The sequence below is a fragment of the Prochlorococcus sp. MIT 0916 genome (assembly GCF_047305155.1).
GTDB lineage: Bacteria > Cyanobacteriota > Cyanobacteriia > PCC-6307 > Cyanobiaceae > Prochlorococcus_B.
Map to the genome: position 1 here is coordinate 1,371,812 of NZ_CP138980.1, position 12,376 is coordinate 1,384,187.

The following is a 12,376-nucleotide window of genomic DNA, read 5'->3' on the forward strand; positions in this document are numbered from 1 at the left end:
CCAATAAAATTTAATTTAGGTTATGGGAACCGAATAGGTCCTATTTTTTTTAATGGCCAGTACCTTGCAAGTGCCGTACCTATGAGATTTTTTTCTGGGAGAGCTCCCCAAATATGAGAGTCTAAACTGTTATTTCGGTTGTCTCCTAAAACCCAAAGTGAATAGTCAGGTACATTTATCGCGTCCATTTCATATTGGATAGGCTCTTTAATCCAAGGTTCATTTATTTCTTTTTCATTTCTATATAGTTTCCCATTAGTAACTTCTATTTTGTCTCCAGGTAATCCAACGACTCTTTTTATTAGCGCTGAACCATCGCTGTAGCCAGCTTCTGTAAGAATTTTTGGAGGTTTGAAAATAACAATCGTATTTAAATTTAAATGTTTATTTAGTTTATTATTAAGTCTTGGGGATATTTTCTCTATCAATATTCTGTCTTGAATTTGCAAAGTTGGAATCATTGATCCAGATGGAATCCATCTAGGTTCAACTGCTTGCCATCTTAATAAAAGCGCAATTAATATCCAAACCAACAATCCTTTCCAGCTATTTTGGTTTTGATTCTTTTTTGATCCAGTAGATGTCATGAATTTTCTTTGTTTTAGTTTCTTGTTGGAAAGCTTTTTACAAAAATCGAAGTAGTTGTTCTTTTGGCAATTTCATTAGCTCGTTACAATTTTTTTATCAGCTTAGAGCTCCTTAAAACTCTAGTCGCTAAGGGAGTGAAATATTTTGTACTTTGCCCCGGTAGCAGATCAGGCCCTCTTGCTTTAGCAGCAGCAAGTCTCTCTAAAAGAAAAGAATTAATTCTCATAACATCAATTGACGAAAGGTCGGCTGCATTCCTTGCTTTGGGAATAAGTGCAGCTAGTGGGCAAGTAAGTTGTGTCATTACAACTTCTGGAAGTGCTGTCGCAAATCTTTTGCCCGCTGCTGTTGAAGCAGATAGGTCATGCCATCCTCTGTTGTTTTTAACAGCAGATAGACCTTTGCGATTAAAAGAATGTGGAGCCAATCAAGCAGTTAATCAACAGGATTTTCTTAAGTCTGTTTGTAGACATTTTGATGAATCTCCAAAAGAAGGAATTCATTTGATTTCTCAAGAGAGACTGACATCTTTAGTTGGAAAATCATTCGAAATGGCTTCTAACATTCCTGGACCCGTTCATATTAATCTTGCTTATGAAGAACCTTTACATCCTTCCGAAATTGACCAGAATAAAGTTCTTGATGGATGGCGCATTGAGGGATTTTTAAAGGATGAAATTACTTCAAATAATTTTCAGACTGGTAAAAATTTTTCATCTTTAAAACTACCAAAATTAGATCCACATTCTTTAGGAATAATTATTGTTGGGCCATGGAGAGGAAAACCAAAACAACTTGTTTCTTTTAAGGGCGCATTAAAGAAATGGCAAAAAATAACTGGATGGCCAATTCTTGCTGATCCACTCTCAGGGGTTGAAAATGATCAAGAGGGTTTAATAAATCACTGGGATCTTTTTTTCTCAATAGGTTTATTTGAAAAAATCAAAGAGATTCAAGTTTTACGATTGGGTCCAATACCTCCAAGTAGAGAATTACAAACTTGGCTTAAAAAACCTGGAAAAGTTCAATTACTTATTACTGAGGGAGATTATCGAAATCTTGATCCCATAGGTGGCTCGACACAATTTAGTGAAGGGTTTTCTTGTTGGGTTAATAAATTGCTTGAGGGTATTCCCGTAAAGGCTGCAATAGATACAAAAATTGTTAGTCAAAAGTTGACTAAAGAGCTTATAAAATATGATTTATTTATCCATGATTGGCTTGATAAAAGGTTATTTAGAAATGGGTTAATTACTGAACCTGCTTTGGCTAGATTGCTTCCTCGCTTGTTACCAGATTCTATCCCTGTAATGCTTGCTTCAAGTAGTCCCATAAGAGATTGGTTGAGTTATTCGGGAGAGGGAGCTTTCCTAAGAAGGTGTTTTGGCTTTAGGGGGGCTTCAGGAATTGATGGGACACTCTCAATGGGTATGGGATTATCAATAATTATGGGGAGAATGGTATTGCTTACTGGTGATTTAGCACTTCTTCATGATACAAATGGTTGGCTGTTTTCAAGGGATAAAAATATTAGTCTAATTGTAATTATGATTGATAATGGTGGAGGGGGTATATTTAATCAATTAAATATAGATAGAATTGAAGAAGGCGATTTTGAAGAAATTTTTCTTATGCCTCAGCAAGTTTGTCATCTTACACTCGCTAAAGCCTATGGATTGAAATATAAGCAAGTTGCTTGCTTGGATGATTTAGAACAAGCAATTGAATGGAGTTTTTCTTTGTCAACAAATGTATTAATAAGAGTTTGTACTAACTCTCTTGAAGATCATAGATTGAGAGTAAGTTTACGTGATGACCTAAAAAAAACTTTATCTGAGAATTTATCGAGTTTTGACTAAATTTAATTTAAAAAAATGACTTTAAAACCTATTACTCCTAACAATATGTCTAGAAGAGTTCTCCCTGGGGAAATTATTACCTCATGGGTTTCTTTTGGAGAATATAAAGATATTCTGCTTGACATAAGTCATGAAGGAATTGCACGTGTTGCGATAAATCGTCCTGAGAAAAGAAATGCTTTTCGACCTCAAACAATTTCAGAACTTTGTGATGCATTCATCAGAATAAGAGAAGATCCGAAAATTGGAGTGGTTTTATTTACAGGGGTTGGACCTTCCAAAGATGGAAGGTTTGCTTTTTGTTCTGGAGGAGATCAGGCTATACGTGGAAATGGAGGATACCTCGGTGATGATGGGATCCCGCGTTTAAATGTTCTTGATTTGCAACGTATAATTAGAAGCCTTCCTAAAGTGGTTATTGCACTTGTTCCTGGCTTTGCAATAGGGGGAGGACATGTTTTGCATTTAATTTGTGATTTGAGTTTGGCTGCAGATAATGCAATATTCGGTCAAACAGGCCCTAAGGTTGGAAGTTTTGATGCAGGGTTTGGTTCAAGTTATTTAGCAAGGGTTGTAGGTCAAAAGAAGGCCAGAGAAATTTGGTTTCTTTGCAGGAAATATGGAGCAAAGGAAGCATTAAACATGGGGCTAATAAATGCCATTTCACCAATTAATTTGCTCGAGTCAGAGGGAGTTAAATGGGCAAGAGAAATACTTCAAAACAGTCCTACTGCTATAAAGTGTTTGAAATTTTCGTTTAATGCCGATACTGATGGATTAGCAGGTATCCAAGAGCTTGCTGGTCAGGCAACACATCTTTTTTATACGACTGATGAGTCAAAGGAGGGAAGAAATGCTTTCATGGAGAAGAGGGACCCTGATTTCTCCGAATCAAAATGGCTTCCATGATTTTATTTTGTTTATCCAAAAGATAAATCTTTCTTTTTCATGAATTAAATGCGAATACTTTTTGCTGCTGCTGAATGTGCCCCAATGATAAAGGTTGGAGGTATGGGTGATGTCGTTGGTTCATTGCCTCCTGCGCTTAAAAAACTTGGACATGACGTTCGATTGATAATTCCAGGGTATGGAAAATTATGGACCTTGATGGATATTGCTCCTGAACCTATCTTTCGTGGCAATACAATGGGTGTTGACTTCGCTGTTTTTGAAACAAGGCATCCCTCTAATGGGTTGACAATTTATTTAGTTGGACATCCATGTTTCGATTCTGAGCGTATTTATGGAGGCGAAGATGAGGATTGGAGATTTACTTTTTTTGCTAGTGCAGTCTCTGAATTTGCATGGAACTCATGGAAACCACAAGTCCTACATTGTCATGATTGGCATACTGGAATGATCCCCGTTTGGATGCATCAAGATCCCGAAATTAGCACGGTATTTACTATTCATAACCTCAAGTATCAAGGCCCATGGAGATGGAAGCTTGATCAAATCACTTGGTGTCCATGGTATATGCATGGTGATCACACCATGGCATCAGCAATGTTATACGCCGATAGAGTGAATGCAGTATCTCCTACTTATTCAAGGGAAATTCGAACATCTGAATATGGAGAAAAATTAGAGGGACTTTTAAATTATATTTCTGGGAAATTACGTGGAATATTAAATGGAGTTGATCTAGATGAGTGGAATCCAGCAACGGATAATTCATTGCCAGCTAAATTTAGTGTAGATAATATTTCTGGTAGAGCAATTAATAAAAGAGTCCTTCAAGAAAGAATGGGACTTGAAGTGAATCCAGATAAATATCTAATGGGAATGGTTGGTAGGCTTGTGGATCAAAAAGGTATTGACCTTTTGCTACAAGTAGCCAATAGACTTCTTTCTTATACTGACTCTCAGGTCGTTGTTCTTGGGACGGGAGATCGCTATTTAGAGTCATCTTTATGGCAACTCGCAATTGAGTATCCTGGTCGTTTTTCTGTTTTTCTCACTTACGATGATGCATTATCTAGACTTATTTATGGTGGCTCTGATGCATTTCTAATGCCTAGTCGTTTTGAGCCATGTGGAATTAGTCAATTATTAGCTATGCGTTATGGTGCCATTCCTATCGTTAGGAAAGTAGGCGGTTTAGTTGATACCGTAGAGCCTTATAATCCTATGAATGAAACAGGTTCCGGATTTTGCTTTGATCGGTATGAACCAATTGATTTTTATACAGCATTAGTTCGTTCTTGGGAAGCATATAGACATCAAAAAAGTTGGAAGGAGTTACAATTAAGAGCAATGTCAAATAAATATAGTTGGGATAGATCCGCGAAGGAATATGAATTAATGTATAAAGATGTTTGTGGAATTAAGGAGCCTTCTCCTGATGCTGCAGAGGTTGAAAAGTTTTCTTACGGCCAAGAAGCAGATCCTTCAAGGAAAGGGAAAAAGTTAAAATTATAGGATTTTAAGTATTTAGAATACTTTGCCTATGTTCAAATATTTGTATGGCTATTACTTTTAAGGATTTAATTAAACTATGGGGTATGCCAGACAATCAAAAGGTAATAGACCTTGATTTATCTGTTGGTCGTATATCTACTGATTCGAGGACGATTGAAAAGGGTGATTTCTTTGTTCCCCTAGTAGGCAATAAATTTGATGGCCATGATTACTTGGATATGGCTTTTGATATTGGTATTCAGGCAGCAATAGTTTCTGAAAAATTTAATGGTTTGGTACCAACTAACTTGCCTCACTGGGTAGTCCCAAATACTCTGTATGCTTACCAACAGATCGCATTGCTTCATCGGAGAAAATTAAATCTTCCTGTAGTTGCTGTTACTGGTTCTGTTGGGAAAACCACTACAAGAGAATTGATTCGGGCAATACTGTCTCCTCTTGGTAAAATTGTCTCAAGTAGAGGTAATGAAAATAATGATGTTGGTGTTCCAAAAACTCTGCTAAGAGGGTTAGAAACAGATGCTGCATTTGTTCTTGAAATGGGTATGCGTGGCTTCGGTCAAATTGAACGTCTTTCTCGTGTTGCTGAACCAGATATTGCTGTAATTACAAATGTGGGACAAGCTCATATTGGTATTCTTGGTAGTAGAGAAAATATTGCAAAAGCCAAGTCGGAAATCACGTCAAATCTAAGATCTGATGGCGTTGTGATTATCCCTTTTGGTGACAACCTCTTAGAAAAAGCTTTATTAGAAAAATGGTCAGGACGTATTGTTCGAGTATCGATAGAAGGCTTTTCACTTAATTTGTTGGGTCGTAATGATGAGCATTTTGCTTTTAAAGATATCGAGCCAGATTATATTTCTCAAATTGACATGAATAATAATTTCATGTTTTTTGAGGGGAGTAAATTTAAATTGCCCCTTGAAGGAAAACATAATGCAATGAATTTTCTTTTGGCATTGACTGTCGCAACAGAATTAGGACTATCAATAAATAATCTTGATCAATTAAAAATAAATATGCCAACGGGAAGAAATAGATTGGTTGACTGTGGACAATATTTAGTTTTAGATGAGACATATAATGCATCTCCCGAATCTGTGATTGCATCTTTAGAGTTATTAGTAAGCAAGCCTGGCAGGCATTTTGCGGTTTTAGGTACGATGCTTGAGTTGGGATCTGAGAGTATTTCACTTCATCAGAAAGTTCTTAAGAGAGCCGTTGAATTAGGTCTCGCTGGAATTGTTTTTGTCTCTTGTGGGGAGGAATCTAATATTATAAAAAAGATACTCAAAGAATTACCAAATTATGATGTAGTAAGAACACCAAGAGATGCGGCTCTCTCTCTATTACCATGGCTCTCACCGGGAGATAATGTTTTAATTAAAGGTAGTCGTAAGTTGGAATTAGAAAAAGTATTACCTTATTTACAGCAATAATTTCGCTTTTGTAGTTAATCAGTCTTAGTTCTTATAATTGCTTTTGATCTTTCAACTACTAAACTTTTATCAGGAATATCTTTGCTTATTGTTGAGCCTGCACCAATGGTTACATGTGATCCAATCTTGATGGGTGCAACTAGGACTGAATTTGCACCGATTTTTGAAAAATCATTAATAATTGTTCTATGTTTATTTTTGCCATCAAAATTAGCTGTAATAGTCCCTGCTCCAACATTAATATTTTTCCCCAGAACTGAATCACCGACATAGCTTAAATGATTTATTTTTGTTCCTTCACCAATAAAACTTTTTTTAATTTCTACAAAGTTTCCTACTTTAGAATTTTCACTTATGTTTGATTCTGGTCTTATATGAGCGAATGGACCAATTGATGTATTATTCCCAATCGTTGCTTGATTGATGAATGAATGAATGGCTAATACATTTTCCGCAAGTGTTGAATTTGTTATGACACTACCTGGTCCTAAATGACATCCATTGCCAATATTGCATTTACCACGAAGATGAGTTTGTGGCTCAACAATTACGTCTGTACCAAAGTTCGAATCCTCACTCAGAGAACAACTAATAGGATCAATAAATGAAACTCCCTTGCTCATCCATAAGGATTTAAGCTTTTCTTGAATGTAATGTTCACATTCAGATAGTTGAAACCTATCATTAATGCCTTTTATCTCAAATGGATTATCTACCTCCAAATGAAATGCTTTTTTGAGTAGACTTATAGTATCTGTTAGATAAAGTTCATTTTGACTATTTTGCTTAGATAATAAGTTTAAAACATCTGATAATTGTTGCCAATCAAAACAATAAATACCAGCATTTATTAATTTGTTTTTTTTCTGTTCATTAGTGCAATCTCTTTCTTCGATTATTTTTTTTACAAGTCCCGACTCATCTGTGAATACTCGCCCATATCCTGTTGGAGAGTCTAAAGTTGCAGATAAAAAAGTTACACTCGCGTTGGAAACTTTGTGAAATTCTAGAAGTGAATTTAGAGTTTCCTCTTTTAGCAGTGGTACATCGCCATTTAATACTAAAAGTTCTCCATTAAATCCTTTTAATCTAGGACTTAATTGCTGGATCGCATGTCCTGTTCCATTTTGAGGTTGCTGCAGAACAAAATCTAAGTCTTGATAACTCTTCAGAGAGTCCTCTACTAAGTTTGATTGATGTCCTACAACTACTAATCTACGGTTTGGATTGAGCCCCTGAGTACAGGACAAAACCCTATCAATAAGTGATTTTCCTGCCAAAGGGTGAAGAACCTTAGGCAGTTTACTTTTCATTCGCGTACCTTTTCCAGCCGCTAAAATTGCGATGGCAAGCATTAGAGTACTTTTTTGAAGAAATCTAATTGCTTTATAGCTATTGCGCAGTATTCCATCGTTTTCTCCACAATGAAGTGTTTATTAATTGACTTTTAGATTGCTCTAGTTCTCTTGCTGAAATAATTTCTTTAGAGTTACCTTTTCCGGTTGGATCTCTGTAAGGAATTGATGAGCGCGTAGCAAGGTGTTCTATTTCTCTGGTGCTTAACTCCTTAAGCTGACAATCTTTTGAAATGAAATTTTGTTCAATTTTCTTTTTCATAGCAACTGTCCCTAAGCTCCATTTGTTTTGGTCATTGATTGAGGGAACTGTTGAATAGATCTTTAAACCAGCTCTTTTGAAACTCGCTCTAATTGAAGCGGCAGTTGAATATGTAATTAAGCGGCCTTCGGTAGATAGTCTTTCTGTTAATGTTGAGATGAATTCCTCACTCCATAGCTCGGGACACTTTTGTGGGGAAAAAGGATCAAGAAGAATTAAATCAAACCTTAGAGAATCTTGTATTTCGTATATTTTGTGTCTTGCATCTCCCCAGTGAACAGTTCCTTCGTTAAAACCTTCAGTCCATTTTCCTGATTTGTTTAAGCAATGAAAAAAATGTAATACTTTACTAGACCATATTTTCTGAAATATCTTTTCATTAAGAGCAATATTTAGAGGCCTTTGATCAATCTCAAGTCCATGCCATTCAATTTTCTGATTCCTTTTAAGTAATCCTTCGAGAATACATCCAGTGTTATATCCCATGCCCATACAAACATCTAAAACAACGATTTTTTCATGGTTAGAAAACACTTCTAATTGAGCGGGTAAGAGATATTTATTAATTGATTCTTTTAGTGCTCCGCCCGTATCATGAAATCCTTCTTGATACCTAAAGCTATAAAGACTTAAACTCCCATCTTTTGTCGTATTTTTTGTAAAATCGACCAAATCTAAAAAAAACTAATTTTTTTGTTGAAGTCTCTTGAGATCACTCCAGAAATCAGGATATGAGATCGCTGCAGCTTCACTACGTCTTAAAGTGGAATTCGAAGTAGCCATTATTGATGCTATAGCTAAACTCATGGCTATGCGGTGATCATCTTCACTGTCTAGCTCGCAGCCTTTTAGATTATGTCCTCCATAGATAGTTAGACCATCTTGATGTTCATCTACTTTGGCTCCCATCCTTTTTAATTGCCTGGCCATTACCTCTAAACGATCAGTCTCTTTGACTCTTAATTCACTTGCTCCTTTTATCTGACTGGTGCCGTTACAAAAGCAAGCTGCTACAGACAATATAGGTATCTCGTCTACTAGTCGAGGCATTATCTCCTCATCAAGCTTAAATGGCTTCAAGTTTTCTTTGTAGAAAACTTCTATATCTCCAACAGGTTCACCTGCGACATCTTTTTTATTTATTATATTGATACTTGCCTCCATTGTTTCTAATACGTCAAGTATTCCAGTCCTTGTTGGATTTAGACCAATATTTTCAATAATTAGTTCTGATCCTGGTATAATGCTTCCTGCAACTAGCCAAAATGCAGCAGAACTAATATCACCTGGAACAATAATTGATTGACCTTTTAGATCTTTCCCAGGGAAAACAGTTATATGTCTACCCATTTCACCGCCTACTTCTAGATTGGCTCCAAAGGCTTTTAACATTCTCTCGCTATGGTCTCTTGACCTCGCTGGTTCAATCACCGTTGTTGAACCTTCTGCCTTAAGAGCAGCAAGTAGTATTGCAGATTTTATCTGTGCACTTGCCACTGGTGTACCAATTACGGCGCCTCTTAATTTTTTTCCACTAATCGAGAGAGGAGCAAAGTTTCCATTACATCTTCCAGAAACTTTAGCCCCCATCATTTTTAATGGCTGTCCTACTCTTTTCATAGGTCTATTTCGAAGCGATTTATCCCCTGTAAGGATGAAATGATGATCTTCTTGACCGGCTAACAATCCCATTATTAATCTCATAGTTGTTCCTGAATTTCCGCAATTCAAAATATCTTGTGGTTCTTGGAGACCATTTAATCCAACACCATCAACTTCAACAATGCTCCCTTTCTCAATAGGACTAATCTTTACGCCCATTGACCTAAGGCATTCAGCAGTACTTAATGGGTCTTCAGCAGGTAACAGACCCTCAATTATTGTTTTCCCTTTAGCAATAGCACCAAACAGTAGTGCTCGGTGGGATATTGATTTGTCTCCAGGTACTTTCACTTTCCCGCAGAGTTCCCCTCCTTTTGGAAGGTCTCTTAAAGACTGATCTTTAGCGGGAACTTTCAAGGAAAAACAATATATTTTTTTATATTTTATTTATCGATAAGCGTTATTCCTAATTTATGAATTGTTTATTTGTTTTTGACGCATTAGTTCATCAATAACGTACCCAAATAATTCTGGGCTTGGTTGGTTGTTTTCCAACTCCGACAGGCCCAGTTCTGCCCATCTTTCATCTATTTTGTCTTCAAGTTCTTTTGGCCTTGTCAATGGTTTGCCCCACTCATGATTTTTTTCTGGGCCAATTTTTGTTGTTGCATCAATAGCTAATCTCCCACCTAATCCTATATTTTCACTCGCGAAGTCAAGAGTATCAAAAGGAGTATTCTCGAGTATGAATAAATCTCTTTGAGGGTCAACTTGACTGGATAATACCCAAACCACTTGCCTGGGATCTCTTACGTTGATTGTTGAGTCTACGACGACGACAAATTTTGTATAGGTAAATTGTGGTAAAGCACTCCAAAAAGCCATTGCAGCTCTTTTCGCTTGGCCTGGATATGCTTTATCAATGGATATGATTGCTAACTTATAACTCAAAGCTTCCATTGGAAGGAAAAAATCAATAATTTCAGGTATTTGTTGTTTAAGTATTGGTGTATAAATTCGATTTAATGCGATTGCCAGCATGGCCTCTTCTTTTGGAGGCCTGCCGCTGAAGGTTGTTGAAAATATTGGTTTTTTCCTTTGAGTCATACAGTGGAACCTAATCAAAGGTGAGGACTCAGCCCCCCCATAGAAACCCATATGGTCTCCAAAAGGACCATCCATCATCTCTTCCCCTGGAGATATAGATCCTTCCAGAACAATTTCACTGTGACTAGGAACCTGAAGATCGATAGTTTTGCATTTCGTTAATCGAACACCTTCCCCTGCATATAAACCTGCAAAAAGCCATTCGCTGAGCTGTACTGGAATAGGAGTCGCTGCAGCCATAACAAGGAGTGGGTGAACTCCAATTGCAACAGCAACTTCTAACTTTTTATTCATTGCAGCTGCTTTGCGAAGATGTCTGGCTCCTCCTCTGACACTTAGCCAATGGACTGTCATGCTCTTGTCAGATTGTCTTTGGAGTCTATAAACACCAACATTTGGTACGCCTGTTTCTGGATCTTTCGTTATTACTAAGCCTAAAGTGATTGCACCTCCAGCATCCTCTGGCCAGGGACGTAAAAGTGGTAAATGATTTAGATCCAAATCTTTTTCACCAATTATCTTTTGGTGGCATGGTGGCAATAGATCAATATCAGGACGTGCTTTAAGTAGATCCCATGCAACAGAAGCAAAAGCTTTGGTTTCTTTAAATCCCTTTGGAGGACGTGGTTGCTGAAGAAGAGCTAATTTTTTCCCTAAATCTTCCAGTTCTTCCTGTTTCTCTAAACCCATACTCCAAACCACACGTTCCATCGTCCCAAGTAAATTCACTGCAACAGGCATTGATGACCCTTTTACATTTTCAAAAAGTAGAGCAGGACCTCCCATCCCAAGGACTCGGTCACTTATGGCCGCAATTTCTAAGTCACTATCAACTTGACTGCTTATTCTCTTCAATTGCCCTTTCTTTTCTAGAAGAGTAAGAAAATCTCTAATGTCCCTTGTAAGAGGTTCTTGACGAAATAATTTCATGAAGGTCTGCACGTTTAACCTATTTATCTAGTTACTGTGACGCAAGTTATCAGCCTTTGTGGAAATGAAACTTTCTTATTTTTATGTAGCGGCAGATGTGCCTGATGGAATTATTCCTGAATCATCAGTAGTTATTGATGTTCTAAGAGCTACAACAACTATTGCCTGGGCTCTGGAAAATGGAGCTGATTCAGTGCAAGTGTTTGCAGATGTTGATGAACTTAAAAATCAGGCAATGAATTTTGGCTCTAACGAGAAAATACTTGTTGGAGAGAGAGGTGGAAAAAAATTAGATGGATTTGACTTGGGAAATTCTCCATTAGGAGTCTCAACTGAGAGAGTAAAAGGGAAAAAAGTTTTTATGAGTACTACCAATGGAACAAGGTCATTACATCGTGTTAGAGAATCCAAAAGCTTGTATACAATGGCACTTCCAAACAGAAAAGCTATTGCTGAAAGATTGACAAGTGATAATCCCAAAGAAGTTTGGATTGTTGGTAGTGGGTGGGAAGGTTCCTATTCTTTAGAAGATTCTTTAGCCGCTGGGGCTTTAGCATCTCTTTTAATGAATGAATTAGAGTCGGTTCAGATTTTAAATGATGAATTGATGGCCTCCATAGCACTATGGAAAAATTGGGAGAATGATGTTGAAGGATGTTTACGTATTGCAAGTCATGGACAAAGACTTGCAGGAATAGGTAATCATGATGATGATTTTGCTTGTTGCGCTTCTTTGGACAACCTTTCTGTTATTCCAAAACAGATTGAGATGGGCGTACTTCGCTCAAGCTAACTTTTAAATTATTTTTC

At 37.0% G+C, this 12,376-nt stretch carries 10 protein-coding genes; 5 read left to right on the forward strand and 5 right to left on the reverse strand.

What is annotated here, in order from left to right:
* Positions 1–20: 20 nt before the first annotated feature.
* Complete coding sequence (gene lepB, locus SIB53_RS07180) at positions 21–587, reverse strand: signal peptidase I (RefSeq protein ID WP_413677567.1); 567 nt, start codon at positions 585–587, stop codon at positions 21–23.
* Positions 588–650: 63 nt separating this feature from the next.
* On the opposite strand from lepB, the gene menD reads away from it, so the two are divergent.
* Genes menD through SIB53_RS07200 form a run of 4 tightly spaced genes read left to right on the forward strand, consistent with a single transcriptional unit; the run spans position 651 to position 6,310 of the window.
* On the forward strand, positions 651–2,447 hold the full coding sequence (gene menD / locus SIB53_RS07185; RefSeq protein WP_413677568.1) for a 2-succinyl-5-enolpyruvyl-6-hydroxy-3-cyclohexene-1-carboxylic-acid synthase: 1,797 nt from the start codon (positions 651–653) through the stop codon (positions 2,445–2,447).
* 15 nt (positions 2,448–2,462) lie between these two features.
* The gene (gene menB, locus SIB53_RS07190; RefSeq protein WP_413677569.1) at positions 2,463–3,356 is read left to right on the forward strand and encodes a 1,4-dihydroxy-2-naphthoyl-CoA synthase; all 894 of its coding nucleotides are present in this window, start codon (positions 2,463–2,465) and stop codon (positions 3,354–3,356) included.
* A 48-nt stretch (positions 3,357–3,404) separates the two neighbouring features.
* Positions 3,405–4,868 (forward strand): glycogen synthase GlgA, encoded by a 1,464-nt coding sequence (gene glgA, locus SIB53_RS07195; RefSeq protein WP_413677570.1) that lies wholly within the window; start codon positions 3,405–3,407, stop codon positions 4,866–4,868.
* 44 nt (positions 4,869–4,912) lie between these two features.
* Positions 4,913–6,310, forward strand: a complete 1,398-nt coding sequence (locus SIB53_RS07200; RefSeq protein ID WP_413677571.1) for a UDP-N-acetylmuramoyl-tripeptide--D-alanyl-D-alanine ligase — start codon at positions 4,913–4,915, stop codon at positions 6,308–6,310.
* A gap of 14 nt (positions 6,311–6,324) precedes the next feature.
* On the opposite strand, the gene glmU is transcribed toward SIB53_RS07200, so the two are convergent.
* From glmU to SIB53_RS07220, 4 genes are read right to left on the reverse strand one after another with little or no spacing between them, the layout of a single operon-like run.
* A complete protein-coding gene (gene glmU / locus SIB53_RS07205; protein WP_413677572.1) occupies positions 6,325–7,665 on the reverse strand; it encodes a bifunctional UDP-N-acetylglucosamine diphosphorylase/glucosamine-1-phosphate N-acetyltransferase GlmU in 1,341 nt (446 codons plus the stop codon).
* Between the two features lie 37 nt (positions 7,666–7,702).
* Positions 7,703–8,599, reverse strand: coding sequence for an MnmC family methyltransferase (locus SIB53_RS07210; RefSeq protein WP_413677573.1), 897 nt, complete (start codon positions 8,597–8,599; stop codon positions 7,703–7,705).
* Positions 8,600–8,611: 12 nt separating this feature from the next.
* Positions 8,612–9,946, reverse strand: coding sequence for a 3-phosphoshikimate 1-carboxyvinyltransferase (aroA, locus tag SIB53_RS07215; protein WP_413677574.1), 1,335 nt, complete (start codon positions 9,944–9,946; stop codon positions 8,612–8,614).
* A gap of 54 nt (positions 9,947–10,000) precedes the next feature.
* Complete coding sequence (locus tag SIB53_RS07220) at positions 10,001–11,566, reverse strand: UbiD family decarboxylase (protein ID WP_413677575.1); 1,566 nt, start codon at positions 11,564–11,566, stop codon at positions 10,001–10,003.
* A gap of 64 nt (positions 11,567–11,630) precedes the next feature.
* Between SIB53_RS07220 and SIB53_RS07225 the strand changes: the two genes are divergently transcribed.
* Positions 11,631–12,359, forward strand: coding sequence for a 2-phosphosulfolactate phosphatase family protein (locus SIB53_RS07225; protein WP_413677576.1), 729 nt, complete (start codon positions 11,631–11,633; stop codon positions 12,357–12,359).
* The last annotated feature ends 17 nt before the right edge of the window (positions 12,360–12,376 follow it).

Coding starts and splice junctions, on each gene's coding strand:
- lepB (WP_413677567.1), bottom strand. CDS start 587: ATGACATCTACTGGATCAAAAAAGAATCAAAACCAAAATAGCTGGAAA.
- menB (WP_413677569.1), top strand. CDS start 2,463: ATGACTTTAAAACCTATTACTCCTAACAATATGTCTAGAAGAGTTCTC.
- glgA (WP_413677570.1), top strand. CDS start 3,405: ATGCGAATACTTTTTGCTGCTGCTGAATGTGCCCCAATGATAAAGGTT.
- SIB53_RS07200 (WP_413677571.1), top strand. CDS start 4,913: ATGGCTATTACTTTTAAGGATTTAATTAAACTATGGGGTATGCCAGAC.
- glmU (WP_413677572.1), bottom strand. CDS start 7,665: ATGCTTGCCATCGCAATTTTAGCGGCTGGAAAAGGTACGCGAATGAAA.
- SIB53_RS07220 (WP_413677575.1), bottom strand. CDS start 11,566: ATGAAATTATTTCGTCAAGAACCTCTTACAAGGGACATTAGAGATTTT.
- SIB53_RS07225 (WP_413677576.1), top strand. CDS start 11,631: ATGAAACTTTCTTATTTTTATGTAGCGGCAGATGTGCCTGATGGAATT.